The sequence below is a fragment of the Flavobacterium chungangensis genome (assembly GCF_042654045.1).
GTDB classification, from domain to species: domain Bacteria; phylum Bacteroidota; class Bacteroidia; order Flavobacteriales; family Flavobacteriaceae; genus Flavobacterium; species Flavobacterium chungangensis.
Genome location: NZ_JBHSFY010000017.1, coordinates 47,604 through 65,387 on the forward strand (window position 1 = coordinate 47,604; position 17,784 = coordinate 65,387).

Genomic DNA, 17,784 nt, shown 5'->3' on the forward strand with positions numbered 1-17,784 from the left:
TTTTTTTTATTGTTTTATAATACTCCTTACATCAACTTTATTCTCTGAATCTATAATTTTAATGTAATAAATTCCTTTACTAAAATTCTTTATAGAAATTTGATTATAATATCCTTCAGAATTCTTATTCAATAATAATTTCCCATTACTGTCATATATAAGTATAGTATGTTTACCAAAATCAGTTAAAGTAATATTAATAATATCAGATGTTGGATTTGGATAAACTATCGTTTTAAGGACTTTTTCAAAATTTACAACATCTAAAGTATTACAATTTTCAGAAAATTTCACATCTAGATATGACAATCGGTTAGCCAGCCAATTAGAGATATAATCTATTTCATTTTCATTAGCACTATAATCTGGCCAAGCAAGATGTTCTCTTTCATAAACTCCATTTTCTTTCAGTGTATTATAATTACTTGTAAGCATAAGCATTAACTTATCATGAGTAATTAATGTACTTCTTAATTCCTGCCATCTTAAATTAAGCTTTTCACGAAAACCATCTTTTGAGCAATCATTTAAAAGACGATCGTAAAGTCCGTTAGATAATAAATCATTTGTAATATTTTCATGCTGACCATTCCATATCGTTCCATAAGTTCCGTCTAAATCCCATGGGACATAAAAATAAGGTTCATTGTTTGTGTATTTAGCAATATATAAATTTTTACCTCTATTATCTGTGGCTCTTATCAAATTAAGAAATATAAAATAATCTACAGCATTGTTAAGATCAAATTTAGTTTTATACACAGCATAAAAATTACTATTTGTCTCATTTACGACGAAATCAACAAATTTATATAAATTACTCCAATCCGTTACTTCTTTTGGATGTTTGTATTCCATACCACCCCACAATAAGTCATCATTATTATATGGAATCAAAGATGTAAACGTTGAACTATTTCCCCATTGATCTCCTTTATAGAGCTCTCCTCTTATACTTCCGTTATGTTTTTTTAATTTCAATAATTTTCTGTTTACTTTTTCACCAACACAATATATTCCTCTATATTCACCATTTAAAAATAGTTCAGCATATTTCATTTCAATACCACTTACTACTTCCCGTTCTAAATTCAGGTAATATGGCTCGTGCATCAATTTCCATAAATCATTATTGGTTTTACTATGAAACCGAAGAGATTCATTATACATTGCCTGCAAATTATACCCATCATCAGAATGCATACCCAACAAACTCACATCATGAGTTTCATTACCATTTTGATCTTCCCAAAATTCAATTTCAAATGATTTTTTAGGTAAACTTTGTGAATAAGCTCCTCTAAGTTGTATTCCTATATCGGAAGTTAGACTGTTTTGATTGCTCTCAATTAATTTAAAACTAGCTAACACATTAGGTTCATCTACAATTTCATTATTTGCAGTAATTGTAATTAAAGGTAATGCAGTAAAATAAAGAATGTATTTTTTGCCATCGCTTGGATTAATTAAATTATATGGAGTCCCTAATTTAATTACATTAACAGGAATTTCAAAATTATAACTAACATCCAATGTTACAGAAGATTTTTCACCTTCCCACGTAGTGTTAACATAGTTTACATCCAGATTGGTTACAATGAGTGACTTGTTGATATCAATATTATATTGATTAGAAGGAATAATAATTATTTCTTGTGAATAAGAAATATAAAAAGAAAAAAAAAGAAAAATTAAAAGTAGTTTTTGTTTCATATGTGGCATTTTATCAAAAATGCAAAAATAGTCTTAACCATAACAAATCCTAGATTTGCACAAAAAAATGCCTAGCCTTTAAAGATATTTTTACTCCTAAAAAAAACTTTTTAAAACACAATTATATAAATATCAACACTTTGTATTATGAAATTAAATTTTAAAAAAAGCTTTTAAAAAATTAATTTAAAAGCTTTTTTCTGGTTAAATAATATTATAAATATCAAGAATAAAAAAGATAATTAAAATAAGCATAAAAACCAATTTAACATTTACGTCTGTTACCATTCAATCTCTTTCAATCCTTTTGATTTCAGAAAAGTATTTGTTTGACTGAAATGTTTGTTTCCAAACCAAAATCCTCTATTTGCGCTTAATGGCGAAGGATGTCCCGATTTTAAAATATGATGTTTTGAAGCATCAATCAAAGCAGCTTTCTTTTGAGCGAAACCACCCCATAGCAAGAAAACAACATTTTCTTTTTCAGCAGAAATCTGCTTGATAACTGCATCTGTAAATTTTTCCCATCCTTTTCCCTGATGACTTCCTGCTTCAGATTGTCTTACCGTTAAAGTTGCATTTAACAGAAAAACACCTTGATCTGCCCAACGTTCCAAATTACCTGTGTTAGGCATTGGTATATTGAAATCATCTTGAATTTCTTTAAATATATTTTGAAGCGATGGCGGAAAAGGAATTCCGTCATTTACAGAAAAACACAATCCATTGGCTTGATTTGGCCCATGATAAGGATCTTGTCCAATAATAACAACTTTAACTTCATCAAAATGACAATGATCAAAAGCTGAAAAAATCTGATTCCCTTTTGGATAACAAACTTTTGTTGCGTATTCGGATTTTACAAATTCGATTAAATCGTTGAAATATGGTTTTTCGAATTCTTCATTCAAAACTGGTTTCCAAGAAGAATGCATTTTTACGTCCATAATTTTTTTTATGCGAATTTCAGAAATTATTACTTAAAATCATATTTACTAAAAAGAAAAATATCAAAAACAGAAAGTCAAAAGTCAAAATGATAGCAAAGAAAAAAACTTATAATTCATAATACATAATTCACAATTCATTATTGTTTTCGTACTTTTGCCTCTACTTTCATAAAGAAATTAAATGATCAGTATTACAGAAAAAACATTACAAGACTTACAATTTCCAACTGTTCTGGAAACCATCTCAGATGGTTGCAACACCGATATTGGAAAAGAAAAGGCTTTACAAATAAAACCATTTAGAGATAAAGAAGAATTGATGCAATCGCTGATGCAAACATCAGAGTATGTATCTTCTTTTCAAAATAATAACGCAATTCCGAATCACGGATTTGATGCTATCACGCACGAAATTAAATTCTTAACAATCGAAGACAGCTTTCTTGAAGTTGGAAGTTTTAGAAAAATCGCAAACCTTTCTGCAACAACAAATGTCTTATTGAATTTCTTGAAAAAATTCGATGACTATTATCCCAATTTAAATGCTAGAGCTTCAAGAGTAGAATTAACCAAAGACATTATCACTGCAATTGATGCAATTGTAGATAAGTATGGAGAGATAAAAGACAATGCTTCTCCTGCTTTGGCTGGGATTAGACAAAATATGAACCTGGTTCGTGGAAAAGTAAACCAGAGTTTTGGTCTAGCTTTAACGCAATACAACGGTTTAGGTTATTTGGACGATATTAAAGAAAGTTTTGTACAAAATCGTAGAGTTTTAGCGGTTTTAGCGATGTATCGTCGTAAAGTAAAAGGTTCAATTTTAGGGAGTTCCAAAACCGGAAGCATTGCCTATATCGAACCTGAAGCCACTTTGAAATATTCTCGTGAATTAGCCAACTTGGAATATGAAGAGAAAGAAGAAATTACAAGAATTTTAAAGAATTTATCGAATGTAATTCGTCCGTATCTTTCTTTATTAATTGAATATCAAGACTTTTTGAGTGATATTGATGTAGTTGCAGGAAAGGCAAAATATGCAAATCGAATAAACGGAATCTTGCCAACAATTACAGAAGAGAGAAGATTATTCTTTAGAGAAGCGTATCATCCAATTTTATATCTCAACAATAAACAGAAAAAAGAAGTTACGCATCCGCAGACCATTGAGTTAAAACAAGAAAATAGAATTATTGTAATTTCGGGACCAAATGCTGGAGGAAAAACCATTTCCTTAAAAACAGTTGGTTTATTGCAATTAATGCTACAATCTGGAATTTTAATTCCGGTTCACGAAAGAAGCGAAACTTTCTTATTTGATAGAATCTTAACCGATATTGGTGACAATCAATCTATTGAAAACCACTTAAGCACATATAGTTATAGATTAAAAAACATGAATTACTTTTTAAAGAAATGTAATAGCAAAACCATGTTTTTAATTGATGAATTTGGTACAGGTTCTGATCCTGAATTGGGTGGTGCTTTGGCTGAAATTTTCCTGGAGGAATTTTATCATCGTGAAGCGTTCGGAATTATCACAACACATTATTCCAATTTAAAAATTTTAGCAAACGAGCTACCATATGCTACAAATGCGAATATGATGTTTGACGAAAAATCTCTTGAACCAATGTATAAATTAGCTTTGGGTCAGGCAGGAAGTTCGTTTACATTTGAAGTTGCTCAAAAAAATGGAATTCCGTTTGGATTGATCAATCGTGCAAAAAAGAAAATTGAAGTCGGAAAAGTTCGTTTTGATAAAACAATTGCTACTCTACAGAAAGAGCGTTCGAAGTTGGAAAAAACTTCTTTGAATTTAAAAGAAGAAGAAACTCGTGCTCGAGAAGAAAGCAAAAAGATGGAAAACATCAATACAAGAATCCAGCAAAAATTGGAAAGCTATCAGGAATTATATGATAGCAATCAAAAGATAATTTACATTGGACAAAAAATTGATGATATTGCCGAAAAGTATTTTAACAACAAAAACAAAAAAGAACTGATCGGTGAATTTTTGAAAATTGTTGAGATCGAAAACTCTAAACGTAAAAAAGCAACTCCGAAAGAAGTAAAAGCAAAAGTTGAAAAACAAAAAGAAATTATTGCTGAAGTACAGGTAAAAGTTGAGGAAATTCGAAAAGAGAAAAAAGAGAAGAAACTTAAACCCGTTATTGAAAAACCAAAACCAATTTTGAAAGTTGGCGATAGAGTAAGAATGCTTGACGGAAGATCTGTTGGAAGCATTGATTTAATCGAAAAAAATAAAGCAACAGTTAATTACGGAATTTTCACTTCGAAAGTAAGTTTAGATGAATTGGAATTGGTTGAAGCGGTTAAAAAGTAAAAATTTCAATCTCGGTGGCAGTTTTCAGTCTTTAAAAACAGCTAAAAACTATAAAACCAAAATAAAACGATTTAAGAAACGTTTTTCTAAAATACGATAAAATAGATGCTTTATTTTTTAAAATTCATTTTAAAGGATTTATTAAAGCCATTTTTGATTTATAAAATTTATTAAAAACAACAATTCAATAAACAAAACAAATAAGTACTAATTTAATTAATCCAAGTTCACTTTCATGTATATCTAAACATGAAATGTAAAATTTGAAATAAATATAATAAAATGGAAAGCCTTCCAGAAAATAAAAAAATAGTTCTTTTTGATGGAGTTTGCAATCTGTGCAGTTCTGCTGTACAATACATTATAAACCATGACAAAAAAGACATTTTTAGATTTGTTGCATTGCAATCAGAATTGGGCATTTCAATCTGTAAACACCTAGGAATCAGTTTTTCTAAAATGGATAGTATTATTTTGTACGATCCAAAAACAGCTTATTTTTATAAGTCTTCGGCAGTAATCGAAATAGCTAAAAATTTTGGAGGCTTATGGAAGCTCATTTCAATTTTTAGAATTGTTCCCATTTTTATAAGCGATAGAATTTATGATTATGTTGCAAAAAATAGATACAATTGGTACGGCAAGAAAGAAAGCTGTATGATTCCGACTCCAGAGTTGAAATCTAAGTTTCTTTAAGAAATTTCAAATTCTTAAATTCCAAATTCTAATTTCCACAATATTGTCATTTCGACGAAGGAGAAATCTTCGTAAGTAACTCCGTAACGAAAACCCAATCTTTGTCGAGCTTCTCGCGAAGATTTCTCCTTCGTCGAAATGACATACTTTACCTAAAAAAAATATATTCAATTCAAACCCGACAGGTTTTAAAAAACTGTCGGGTTTTCTTTGCGTATATAATTCAAAATAAAAATCCCAAACTCCGGTAAATTTGGAATTTGGGATTTTTTATTTGAAAATTTATCAAAAATTATCTGATCAATTTTCTATATTTCAAACGCTTAGGAGTTAAATCACCACCAAGACGTTTCTTTTTGTTTTCTTCATAATCAGAGAAACTTCCTTCGAAGAAATAAACTTCAGAATCTCCTTCAAAAGCTAAAATGTGTGTACAAATTCTATCCAAGAACCATCTGTCGTGAGAAATAATTACAGCACAACCTGCAAAATTTTCTAAACCTTCTTCAAGAGCACGAAGTGTATTTACGTCAAGGTCATTCGTTGGCTCATCCAGTAAAAGTACGTTTCCTTCTTCCTTCAAAGTCATTGCCAAGTGTAAACGGTTACGTTCTCCACCAGAAAGCATAGAAACTTTTTTGTTTTGCTCGCCACCACCAAAGTTGAAACGTGATAAATAAGCTCTTGAGTTCACTTGCTTTCCTCCCATCATAATCAATTCCTGACCATCAGCAAAGTTTTCCCAAATAGATTTGTTTGGATCAATATTAGAGTGCGACTGATCTACGTAAGCAATTTTTACAGTTTCACCAACAGAAAATTCACCACTATCAGTAGCTTGTTCGCCCATAATCATTTTGAAAATAGTCGATTTACCAGCACCGTTTGGTCCGATAATTCCAACAATACCAGCTTGTGGCAAAGTAAAGTTCAAATTATCATACAATAATTTTTCACCAAAAGCTTTAGCAACGTTTTTAGCTTCAATAACATTTGTACCTAAACGTGGACCGTTCGGGATATAAATTTCTAGATTTTCATCTAGTTGTTTTTGATCTTCATTTAATAATTTGTCGTAATTCTGTAAACGTGCTTTTTGCTTCGTCTGACGACCTTTAGCTCCTTGACGAACCCACTCCAACTCACGCTCTAAAGTTTTTCTACGTTTAGAAGCCACTTTTTCTTCTTGAGCCATACGGTTTGATTTTTGGTCTAACCAAGAAGAATAATTCCCTTTCCACGGAATACCTTCTCCTCTATCTAACTCTAGAATCCATCCGGCAACATTATCCAAGAAATAACGGTCGTGCGTTACAGCAATTACAGTTCCTGAATATTGCGCTAAATGCTGCTCCAACCATAGAACTGACTCAGCATCAAGGTGGTTGGTTGGCTCATCTAATAACAATACATCTGGCTGTTGCAATAACAAACGGCATAAAGCTACACGACGACGCTCTCCTCCTGAAAGGTTTTTGATTGGAGTATCTCCTTCTGGAGTACGCAACGCATCCATTGCGATTTCTAATTTGGTATCGATTTCCCAAGCACCAAGAGCATCAATTTTGTCTTGTAATGCCGCTTGACGGTCCATCAATTTATCCATTTTATCCTGATCTTCGTAGTATTCTGGAAGACCAAATAAGTCATTGATTTGGTTGTACTCCTCTAAAACTGCCATTGTTTCTGCAGCTCCTTCACGTACAATTTCGATAACTGTCTTAGAATCATCAAGAATTGGTTCTTGCTCTAAATATCCTACTGTATATCCAGGTTGAAAAACTACATCTCCTTGGTAGTTTTTGTCAACTCCAGCAATAATCTTTAAAAGAGAAGATTTTCCAGAACCATTAAGTCCCAAAATACCAATCTTAGCACCATAAAAGAAACTAAGATAAATATTCTTAAGAACCGGTTTGTCTGCTCCTTGATAGGTTTTGCTCAATTTCTGCATTGAGAAAATTACTTTCTTATCGTCTGACATTTTTTATTTTTTTATTATAATTATTTACTTTTTTTAAATCTCAAAATTCTAAACTCTGCCTTTCAAAGCATTGAATACCCAAGCATTAGCAAAAAATCCAACTCCAACAGCAGCAAATCCCCATCCTGAAACATCACTATATCTAAAGATTCCAAGAGCTATAAGCAACAACCCCATAAGTACCATTATCAAAGTTGCCCATCCTAAAATGGTATTTTTATTCATTCCCATAATTGTGCAATTATTTTTAAGTAGTAAAATTTTTAGAAACGCAAATATCGTGAATTTTAATGGCTTAATTAAATATTTTATAGAGCATTTCTTTTAGCAAATCCGATTGCGGTAAAGCATTGGCTCCCACACCTTTACTTTTAACATCAATATCACGTAAGGCTCCAACAATTTGACTCACCTTTCTCATTGGATAGTTTTTTACTGCCAAATCATACTCTTTTAAGAAATACGGATTAACTCCAAGTGCCGAAGCGACATTTTTAGGGTTTTTATCTTTTAATCCATGATATTTTAAAAGCTGGACAAAGAACCCAAATACCAACCCTGTAGTCATAACTAATGGATATTCTTTAGGGTTATGAGCAAAATTTTCTGCTATCTTATAAGCTTTCAATTGATTGCGTTCTCCGATTGCTTTTCTAAGTTCAAATACATTATAATCTTTACTAAAACCAATATTCTCTTCAATATGCTCTGCAGTAATCATCGTGCCTTGCGGTAAAATAATCTGTAGTTTTTCTAGCTCGTTGTTGATTTTACTCAAATCTGTACCTAAAAATTCTACAAGCATGGCATTGGCTTTCGGATCAATTGTATATTTTTTCCCAGCCAAAACGCGTTTAATCCAGTCTCCTACTTGATTTTCGTATAATTTTTTACTTTCGTAAACAACACCTTTTTGTCCTAATAGCTTAGTAACTTTTTTACGTTTATCTAGTGTCTTATATTTATAGCAAAAAACTAAAACCGTTGTTTGCATTGGATTTTCTACATAAGACTCAATTTTATCAATTGTTCTGGATAAATCCTGCGCTTCTTTCACGATAACAACCTGACGTTCAGCCATCATAGGATAGCGTTTGGCCGTTGAAACAATATCATCAATTGATACATCTCTTCCATATAAAACTGTCTGATTAAAACCTTTTTCTTCTTCAGCTAATACATTCTGTTCAATATATTCAGACAATTTATCTATATAATAAGGTTCTTCACCCATTAAAAAATAAATCGGTTTAATATCTCCGGCTTTAATTTCATTAACAATTTTTACTACTTCGTCCATTCAATCTTTTGTTTCAAGTTTCAGGTTTCAAATTCTGTTTCAAAACTTGAAACTTTAAATTTGAAACCTGAAACTATTTTATATTTTTGCTTTATGCTTAAACTTAATTTCCCTGCTTATACTTTCCGATTCAAAAATAGCGAAAATAAAGTGTCTATTTTTGATGAAATCAGGAAAAAATTTATAATTCTTACGCCAGAAGAATGGGTTCGCCAACACGTAGTTCATTTTTTAATGCATGAAAAAAAATATCCCAAATCACTTATTAATGTTGAGAAAGTTTTAACCGTCAACGGATTACGAAAACGATACGACGTTGTTGTATTTAATCCAAATGGTTCTATACACATATTAGTAGAGTGCAAAGCGCCAGAAGTTAAAATCTCTCAGGCAACTTTTGACCAAATTGCCCGTTACAATATGACAATGCAGGCACGGTTTTTGAATGTTACCAACGGACTGAACCATTTTTATTGTCAAATGGATTTTGAAAACGAGAAATATGAGTTTTTAAAAAATCTGCCCGACTATAAAGAAAACCACTAACAAATAATAAAGAACTAAGTACTTTTGGATAAAATAGCAGTTGTAATTTTAAATTGGAACGGAGTAAAATTGCTGGAGCAGTTCTTACCCTCTGTTATTCAGTTTTCAGAAGGAGCAGCAATTTATGTTGCTGACAATGATTCTACGGACAATTCTGTCGCGTATGTTACAGAACATTTTCCAACCGTAAAAATTGCAAAAAACTCTGGCAATTATGGTTTCGCAAAAGGTTATAATGACGCCTTAAAACATATTGATGCTGAAATATATGCATTAGTAAATTCAGATATTGAAGTCACAGAAAATTGGCTTCAACCCATTCTAGACACTTTCGAAAAAGAAAATCAAACCGCTATTATTCAACCTAAAATTCTTGATTTTAAAAACAAGGAATATTTTGAGTATGCAGGTGCTGCCGGTGGTTTTATCGATAAATACGGATTTCCCTTTTGCAGAGGAAGAATATTCGATACAATTGAAAAAGACAATGGACAATACAATGACAATATTGAATTGTTTTGGGCTTCAGGTGCTTGTTTCTTTATTAGAAAGAAGGTTTTTCATGAATTGGGAGGTTTTGATGAAAGCTTCTTTGCGCATCAGGAAGAAATTGATTTATGCTGGCGAGCTGCAAATGAAGGGCATATTATAAAATACAATTACCAATCTGTTGTTTATCATGTTGGTGGTGCAACTTTACAACAAGGAAATCCTAAAAAAACGTATTTGAATTTTAGAAATTCATTACTAATGCTGGTTAAAAATCTGCCTTCAAAAGGATTGTTTTTTGTGATTTTTTTCAGAATGGTATTAGATGGTATTGCCGGTATCCGTTTTCTTACACAAGGTAAATTCGGGAACACTTTTGCTATTTTAAAGGCCCATTTTTCTTTTTATTGCTTATCTTTAAAATATCTTAAAAAACGAAAAGATTTTCAAATACAGCAATACTATTCGGTGAAAAGCATCGTTTTCCTTTATTATATCAAGAAATTGACCTTATTTAAAGAAATCTTTAACAGTATTCAAAATATTAAAAACTAAATTTGTAATCAAGTCTAATTAAAATTAAATTTATGAGAAAAATAGTTATCGCACTATCAGTATTAATGGCCCTAACATCTTGTGTTTCTAAAAAGAAATATGCAGAGTTAGAAGCTAAAAACAAAGAGACTCAAGATTTGTTAAACTCTTGTACTGTAAAATTAAACACGTGCTTAGAAGAAAAAGCTGGATTAGCTGCTACAGCTGAAAGCTACAAACAACATAATCAAGATTTAATCAACAGCTCTAAAGATTTAACTATCTTAACTACTAAAGGTGCTGAAAACCTTGAAAAATCTCTTGAAAGTTTAAAAGAAAAAGATTTGAAAATCTCTAGACTTCAAGACGCTTTAACTAAAAAAGACAGTGTTACTTTAGCATTAGTTACAAGCTTGAAAGGTGCAGTTGGAATCAATGATCCAGACATCGAAATCAATGTTGAAAAAGGAGTTGTATTTATCTCTATCGCTGATAAATTATTATTCAAAAGCGGAAGCTACGACGTAAGTGATAAAGCTAAATCTGTTTTGGCTAAAGTTGCTAAAGTTGTAAACGACAAACCAGATTTCGAATGTATGGTTGAAGGACACACTGATGACGTTCCTTACAAAAGCAACGGAATTATCTTAGACAACTGGGATTTAAGTGTTAAACGTTCTACTTCAATTGTACGTGTATTAACAAACGATCTTGGTGTGAACCCAGCTAAATTAATTGCTGCAGGTAGAAGTTCTTATGTACCATTAGTTGCAAATGATTCTGCTGAGAACAAAGCTCGTAACAGAAGAACTCGTATTGTTGTTATGCCAAAAATCGATCAATTCTATGATATGATTGAAAAAGAAATGAAGAAACAACAAAAATAATTAGAGTTTCACATACTTTATAATACAGAAAAAGCAGGTCATTAGACCTGCTTTTATGTATCCTTAATTTTTTTAATAACCAATTAAATATAAATCAAGAATAGCATTATTTTTAAGTAACTAACTAAATTTTAACATAATAAAGTTACTCATAATTTCTCTACTTTTATACTTTTAGTGTATTTTTTTACAAAATATCAATATCTCCCTTACCTTCCCTTACGATAACTGGCTCATGTTCAGAAAGATCAATAATTGTAGAACCTACGTTATCTCCATAGCCACCATCGATTACCATATCTACAAGATGCTGCCATTTTTCGAAAATTAATTCTGGATCGGTAGTATATTCTATTACATCATCTTCATCTCGAATCGAAGTTGAAACAACCGGATTTCCTAACTGGCGAACAATCTCTAATATAATATTATTATCAGGTACACGAATACCAACTGTAGTTTTCTTTTTAAACTCTTTTGGCAAACTATTATTTCCAGGTAAAATAAAAGTATATGGTCCTGGCAAAGCTCTCTTTAAAATCTTAAAAGTTGAAGTATCAATCTGTCTTACATAATCTGACAAATTACTCAAATCGTGACAAATAAATGAAAAGTTCGCCTTCTCTAATTTTACGCCTTTTATTCTAGCAATTTTTTCTAACGCTCTCGAATTGGTAATATCACAGCCTAAACCATAAACAGTATCAGTTGGATAAATTACCAAACCACCATTCTGAAGCACTTTTACCACTTTTGCAATAGCCGCTTCACTAGGTTTATCTGGGTATATTTTTATAAATTCGGCCATTTTTCTTTTTTGTTAGTTTTTGTTTCAGGTTTAAAGTTTCAAGTTATGCAGTTATTCTCAAATTCAAGCAACCTGAAACTTGAAACTTTAAACCTGAAACAAAAATATTATTATCCTACGACATCTAATTTAGCAAATCTTAACAACAATTTCTTAATTCCTCCTACTTCAAATTTAATTTCTGCTTTTCTATCTGGCCCAACACCTTCTAGATTCATCACTTCTCCTTTTCCAAAACGTTCGTGCATTACCACATTTCCAACAGTTAGTTTACTGTCAAATAAATTCGAATTTCCGTTACTTGGCGCATTTCCTGAAACCGGTTTTAGTTTTCTAATATTCAAATCAGGCTTCGGATTGTTGTCTGTAATATGTTTTGGTGGAGTTCCTCCTACCGGTTTTGCCAATCGCAATTTTGATTTATCTACATCTCCAAAAATATCGCCATCAATTGGAGACTTATAACGATAATTTGTTTCGGCTGGAGTTAAATATTCCAAAAACTGACCGTCAATTTCTTCAATAAAACGAGAAGGTTCACTATCCGTTAGTTTTCCCCAACGGTAACGAGACTGAGCATAAGTCAAATACGCTTGATGTTCTGCACGGGTTAACGCTACGTAGAACAATCGGCGCTCTTCCTCCAATTCACTTCTTGTACTCATACTCATAGCACTTGGAAACAAATCTTCTTCCATACCCACCACAAATACATGCGGAAACTCCAGTCCTTTTGCTAAGTGAATCGTCATCAAAGCAACACGATCATCATCGTTTGTATCTTTATCCAAATCGGTTGCCAAAGCTACATCTTCCATAAACTCAGAAAGCGCACCTCTTGCTCCGTCAATTTCTCTTTGTCCTTCCGTAAAATCTTTAATACCGTTTAAAAGTTCTTCGATATTCTGAATTTTAGCCATCCCTTCAGGAGTAGCATCTTTCTTCAATTCCTGAACCAATCCGGTTTTCTTTGCAACGTGGTCTGTAATATAAAAAGCATCTTGATTCTGATCGATAACCTGAAAACTCTGAATCATAGTAACAAAATCCTTCAATTTGTTCTTTGTACCAGCATTCAATTTCAAATCGATTTTATCAATGTTTACCATTACTTCCCAAATCGAACGTTTGTAATGATTGGCCGCAATAGTTAATTTTTCGACTGTTGTATCTCCAATTCCACGTGCTGGATAATTGATTACACGAACCAAAGCTTCTTCGTCTTTCGGATTTAGAACCAGACGCAAATAACATAAAACGTCTTTAATCTCTTTACGTTGGTAGAAAGACAAACCTCCATAAATTCTATACGGAATATCACGTTTTCTCAAAGCATCCTCCATTGCACGCGACTGAGCGTTGGTACGATACAAAATTGCAAAAGCACCATTATGCAATTGATTTTGCATTTTCTGTTCGAAAATCGTACTTGCAACAAAACGACCTTCTTCTGCATCAGTCAAACTTCTGTGAACTTTAATTTTTGGTCCAAATTCGTTTGCTGTCCAAACTACTTTATCTAATTTGGTTTTATTGTGTTCCATCACGGTATTTGCCGCTTCTACAATGTTTCTTGTTGAACGGTAATTCTGCTCTAAACGAAACATAATTACACCTTCGTAATCTTTTTGGAAATTCAGAATGTTATTGATATTCGCACCACGGAAAGCATAAATACTTTGAGCATCATCTCCAACCACACAAATATTCTGAAATCTGTCTGATAAAGCCCTAACAATCAAATATTGAGAGTGATTCGTATCTTGGTACTCATCAACCAAAATATAACGAAAACGATCTTGGTATTTAGCTAAAACTTCAGGAAAACGAGTCAATAATTCATTGGTTTTCAACAACAAATCATCAAAATCCATTGCACCAGCCTTAAAACAGCGATCAACATACTGCTGATAAATCTCTCCCAATCTTGGTCTTTTGGCCATTGCATCTGCTTCAACCAGTTCTGGATTGTTAAAATAAGCTTTAACCGTAATTAAACTATTTTTATAATTAGATATACGTCCTAAAACCTGTTTTGGTTTGTAAACATCACGATCTAGCTGCATTTCTTTAATAATAGAAGAAATCAATCTAGCCGAATCCTGAGAGTCATAAATGGTAAAGTTTGAAGGATACCCCAAGTGATCCGATTCGGCACGCAAAATACGAGCAAAAATAGAGTGGAAAGTTCCCATCCAAAGGTTTTTTGCTTCGCTCGCTCCCACGATATCCGAGATCCTGTGTTTCATCTCGCGGGCTGCTTTATTGGTAAAAGTAAGCGACAAAATATTGAAGGCATCAATACCTTGAGCCATCAAATACGCAATTCTAATTGTTAAAACACGTGTTTTTCCCGAACCTGCACCAGCAATAATAATCATTGGCCCGTCTTTCTTTAAAACAGGCGCTCTCTGCGCTTCGTTGAGCTGGTCAATATATTTCTGCATGTAATTTTCTCCTTTTATGCAAAAATAAGAATTAAAAAAGAAAGTTCCTAAGATGCTTTTGGAAGGTTCTAAGTTGCTAAGTTTCTAAGATGATAAGTTTTTTTTGAAGCCAAACAAAAGGCATTTTATTAGACATGGTTTCCCGCTTTCGGCTATATCTCTCCGCTCCGCTACGAGGATACCGCCTCAATCGGGGCTAGAAAACAGACAATTGGTTTTCTTTAAATATTTTGAGAAAACTTGGAATTAGATATTATATTTATTTTTTAATTTTTCTTTAAAATCAGAAAAAGAAATAACTCTTCCAGCTTTAATATCATCCATACTTTTTTGAAGTTCTTTATTTAAATCTTCATCGGGAACATCGTTAAAAAAAACTTCGGCATCTTCTATAATTTCATCCATTTTCTTATGTTTTCTAATTTTTAATTGCCTCCAATTATTATGCCATACAGTTTTGAATAGCCGTTGGTTAAAACCAACGGCTATTCAAAAAAAAAAACTCAGTATCTCAGATTCTTAGAATCTTAGCAACTTAGAATCTTAGAATCCTTATTTAAAAAACACATCATAAGCAAATCGGATCAAAGTACCTACAACCACAATCAAAAAGAAAATTCTAATAAATCCGTTGCCTTTGTTAATGGCTAGTTTTGCTCCGAGCCAACCTCCAAGTCCATTGCTAATTGCCATTGGAATTGCAATTGCCCAAATGATTTTTCCTTTAATCATAAATAGGCAAATCGAACCGAAATTGGTTGCTAAATTTACCATTTTAGCATTCGCAGAAGCGTGAAGAAAGTCGAATCCTAAAAGCGCAATAAAGGCTACAACAAAGAAACTTCCTGTTCCTGGCCCAATGAATCCGTCGTAAAATCCAACAATTATACTAATAACAACAGCATAAAATATTTGGGTTGTTGCCGAATGGTCTTTAGCAACATGCTGCCCGAAATTTTTCTTGGCGTAAGTATATACAAATAACAACGATAAAACCACTAACAAAAGCGGTTTCATAAAATCATTGCTGACCAATGTTAAAATTGTAGAGCCTAAAAATGCTGACGGAACCGCCAAACACATCATAATAATTAAAAGTTTCCACTGAATGACTACTTTCTTCAAATATTGAAAAGCCGCAAAAGCAGTTCCGCTAAATGCTGGAATTTTCAAGGTTCCAACTACAGTCGAAACAGGAAGATTTGGTAATAAAACTAATCCCATTGGGGTTTGGATTAATCCGCCGCCGCCTACAATTGCATCAATAAATCCTGCAGCAAACGCCGCCAAACAAAGAAAAAGTATTAAGTATGAATCCATTAAAAATATATTTTGGTCTCAATAAAAAACAAGTTGCAAAAGTACATCTTCCTTTTTGTTTATTACCATAAATTTAAAGTTGATTTTTGATCAAAAAGTATATTTTTGCTTAAAAATTATTCAAATGGATTACAACAAAATAATAGAACTTGCGAGTTATACTTTACCAGCCTTAGTTACAGGAGTTGTAGCTTATCGTTTTTTTGAGTTACATATTAAAAACAATGACAGAAAACGTGCTTTTTTATTAAATAAACAAGCACACAAAGAATCATTACCCTTACGTTTACAAGCTTACGAGCGTATGACTTTGTTTTTGGAACGTATTAACTTGACAAAATTGTTAATCAGAATTTCTCCTATTTCTCAAAACAAACATGATTACGAAAATTATGTAATTGACCAAATCGAACAGGAATTTGAGCACAATTTAACACAACAGATTTATATGTCAGAAGAATGTTGGACAATCATTATAACTGCAAAAAATGCAACAATCCAAATTATTCGTAAAGCTGCAATGAGCGATAAAGTTGAAAATGCTGATAAACTTCGTGAAGTAATCTTAAATGATTTATTAGAAAAACAATCTCCAAGTAATGCCGCTTTGAGTTTCATTAAAAGTGAAGTTGCAGACCTTTGGTACTAAAAATATTTTAGATTGTAGATTATAGATTTTAGATTGATTTTTCTAAATCTGAACTCTTAAATCTACAATCTTAAATCTTAAATAAATATCTTATTGTCGCTCATAACCTCAGACTTATTCTGAGCATATTCGTAGCCTTGCTCCCACCATTCTTTCATTACCTCTTTATTAAAAATCAAGGCATTATCTGTTAATTTTATGGGAGTGTAATATAAATTTAGCTTTACATTCTTATTGTTTGCCATAAGTTTTCCTATAGCAATATCATGTTTTTCCACTTGATCTAAAGCAATTCGGAACAAATCGATCATTAATGAAAACGGATTTTTACCTATTACTGTTTTCGTTGTATTTACTTCTGTTTCAAGCACAATTACATCTATTTCTGTAGCTCCTCTGTTAATTGCTTCACGTATTGGAACTAAGCTCGAAAATCCGCCATCCCCATATTCACAGTTGTTTTTTTCAACCAAACTCATAAAAGGAACATAATTGCTCGATATCCAAGACCACTCACAAAATTCTTCATAAGTACAGTCTTTTACCGATTTATACTCTGATTCGTTTTTAGTAAAATTGGTTACCGTAACAATAACGTCGGTTTTTAGTTTTTTAAGTTTATTGAAATCTGAAAGAGAAAAATTATTCTGAATATACTTTTTCAACCCTTTACTTTCTCCAAAAGTTCTTTTTCCTTTAAAAAACTGACGTAGTACATTAAAGTGATTAATTGTTACAATGTCAACGCCATCTTTATTTTTTACCACAAACGGACAAATATTAAAAATGCTTGACATGGTAACATTAGTGTATACAGAATGTATTTTTTTGATATGTCCGAGAGCTAAATGCGGAATCAATAAACTTCCGGTAGAAGTTCCTATAAACAAATCGTATTCATGTCTTTTTTCTTCTATTAAATACTGGGCAACACCGCCGGCAAAAGCGCCTTTACTACCACCACCTGAAATAACCAATGCTCTCATAAATTGTAATGTAGGTTTTGTTTTTGGATTTTATTTAAGCTGAAAGAATATAGAATATAGAACAAAGAAAAAAGACTTCTACTCAATCTATTTTTCTATTCTCTATTCTCTATTCTCTATTCTCTATT

Annotated in this window: 16 protein-coding genes; 6 read left to right on the top strand and 10 right to left on the bottom strand. The window is 32.0% G+C overall.

From position 1 onward, the window contains the following. Positions 1 to 6 precede the first annotated feature (6 nt). Both ACFO3N_RS21765 and ACFO3N_RS21770 read right to left on the bottom strand, forming a co-directional pair. The gene (locus ACFO3N_RS21765) at positions 7 to 1,713 is read right to left on the bottom strand and encodes a CotH family protein (RefSeq protein WP_379800970.1); all 1,707 of its coding nucleotides are present in this window, start codon (positions 1,711 to 1,713) and stop codon (positions 7 to 9) included. A 281-nt stretch (positions 1,714 to 1,994) separates the two neighbouring features. Continuing rightward, the gene (locus ACFO3N_RS21770) at positions 1,995 to 2,660 is read right to left on the bottom strand and encodes a uracil-DNA glycosylase (RefSeq protein WP_320493593.1); all 666 of its coding nucleotides are present in this window, start codon (positions 2,658 to 2,660) and stop codon (positions 1,995 to 1,997) included. A gap of 184 nt (positions 2,661 to 2,844) precedes the next feature. On the opposite strand from ACFO3N_RS21770, the gene ACFO3N_RS21775 reads away from it, so the two are divergent. Together ACFO3N_RS21775 and ACFO3N_RS21780 are read left to right on the top strand one after the other, a co-directional pair. Then, positions 2,845 to 5,010 (top strand): endonuclease MutS2, encoded by a 2,166-nt coding sequence (locus ACFO3N_RS21775; protein ID WP_379800971.1) that lies wholly within the window; start codon positions 2,845 to 2,847, stop codon positions 5,008 to 5,010. Positions 5,011 to 5,292: 282 nt separating this feature from the next. After that, positions 5,293 to 5,706 (top strand): thiol-disulfide oxidoreductase DCC family protein, encoded by a 414-nt coding sequence (locus ACFO3N_RS21780; RefSeq protein WP_379800972.1) that lies wholly within the window; start codon positions 5,293 to 5,295, stop codon positions 5,704 to 5,706. 292 nt (positions 5,707 to 5,998) lie between these two features. Here the strand turns inward: ACFO3N_RS21780 and ettA are convergent, their stop codons facing one another. From ettA to holA, 3 genes are all read right to left on the bottom strand, one after another. After that, complete coding sequence (gene ettA / locus ACFO3N_RS21785; protein ID WP_095929264.1) at positions 5,999 to 7,690, bottom strand: energy-dependent translational throttle protein EttA; 1,692 nt, start codon at positions 7,688 to 7,690, stop codon at positions 5,999 to 6,001. 48 nt (positions 7,691 to 7,738) lie between these two features. Continuing rightward, positions 7,739 to 7,921, bottom strand: a complete 183-nt coding sequence (locus tag ACFO3N_RS21790; protein ID WP_095929263.1) for a CAL67264 family membrane protein — start codon at positions 7,919 to 7,921, stop codon at positions 7,739 to 7,741. 64 nt (positions 7,922 to 7,985) lie between these two features. Then, complete coding sequence (gene holA / locus ACFO3N_RS21795; protein ID WP_095929262.1) at positions 7,986 to 8,990, bottom strand: DNA polymerase III subunit delta; 1,005 nt, start codon at positions 8,988 to 8,990, stop codon at positions 7,986 to 7,988. A 93-nt stretch (positions 8,991 to 9,083) separates the two neighbouring features. Between holA and ACFO3N_RS21800 the strand changes: the two genes are divergently transcribed. Genes ACFO3N_RS21800 through ACFO3N_RS21810 form a run of 3 tightly spaced genes read left to right on the top strand, consistent with a single transcriptional unit; the run spans position 9,084 to position 11,446 of the window. Further along, positions 9,084 to 9,536, top strand: a complete 453-nt coding sequence (locus ACFO3N_RS21800; RefSeq protein WP_379800973.1) for a type I restriction enzyme HsdR N-terminal domain-containing protein — start codon at positions 9,084 to 9,086, stop codon at positions 9,534 to 9,536. A 24-nt stretch (positions 9,537 to 9,560) separates the two neighbouring features. Next, a complete protein-coding gene (locus ACFO3N_RS21805; protein WP_379800974.1) occupies positions 9,561 to 10,580 on the top strand; it encodes a glycosyltransferase in 1,020 nt (339 codons plus the stop codon). A gap of 32 nt (positions 10,581 to 10,612) precedes the next feature. After that, the gene (locus ACFO3N_RS21810) at positions 10,613 to 11,446 is read left to right on the top strand and encodes an OmpA/MotB family protein (RefSeq protein WP_095929259.1); all 834 of its coding nucleotides are present in this window, start codon (positions 10,613 to 10,615) and stop codon (positions 11,444 to 11,446) included. A 187-nt stretch (positions 11,447 to 11,633) separates the two neighbouring features. Here the strand turns inward: ACFO3N_RS21810 and ACFO3N_RS21815 are convergent, their stop codons facing one another. The 4 genes from ACFO3N_RS21815 to ACFO3N_RS21830 all read right to left on the bottom strand — a co-directional run bounded on the left by ACFO3N_RS21815 (position 11,634) and on the right by ACFO3N_RS21830 (position 16,021). Further along, complete coding sequence (locus ACFO3N_RS21815; RefSeq protein WP_379800975.1) at positions 11,634 to 12,254, bottom strand: L-threonylcarbamoyladenylate synthase; 621 nt, start codon at positions 12,252 to 12,254, stop codon at positions 11,634 to 11,636. A gap of 110 nt (positions 12,255 to 12,364) precedes the next feature. Beyond that, a complete protein-coding gene (locus ACFO3N_RS21820; protein ID WP_095929257.1) occupies positions 12,365 to 14,701 on the bottom strand; it encodes an ATP-dependent helicase in 2,337 nt (778 codons plus the stop codon). Between the two features lie 246 nt (positions 14,702 to 14,947). Continuing rightward, complete coding sequence (locus tag ACFO3N_RS21825; RefSeq protein ID WP_250836072.1) at positions 14,948 to 15,106, bottom strand: hypothetical protein; 159 nt, start codon at positions 15,104 to 15,106, stop codon at positions 14,948 to 14,950. A gap of 147 nt (positions 15,107 to 15,253) precedes the next feature. After that, on the bottom strand, positions 15,254 to 16,021 hold the full coding sequence (locus ACFO3N_RS21830; protein WP_379800977.1) for a sulfite exporter TauE/SafE family protein: 768 nt from the start codon (positions 16,019 to 16,021) through the stop codon (positions 15,254 to 15,256). Positions 16,022 to 16,145: 124 nt separating this feature from the next. Here ACFO3N_RS21830 and ACFO3N_RS21835 point away from each other — a divergent pair, with 124 nt between their 5' ends. Beyond that, positions 16,146 to 16,670, top strand: coding sequence for a DUF7935 family protein (locus ACFO3N_RS21835; RefSeq protein WP_379800978.1), 525 nt, complete (start codon positions 16,146 to 16,148; stop codon positions 16,668 to 16,670). 77 nt (positions 16,671 to 16,747) lie between these two features. On the opposite strand, the gene ACFO3N_RS21840 is transcribed toward ACFO3N_RS21835, so the two are convergent. Further along, a complete protein-coding gene (locus ACFO3N_RS21840; RefSeq protein ID WP_379800979.1) occupies positions 16,748 to 17,656 on the bottom strand; it encodes a patatin-like phospholipase family protein in 909 nt (302 codons plus the stop codon). Positions 17,657 to 17,784 lie beyond the last annotated feature (128 nt).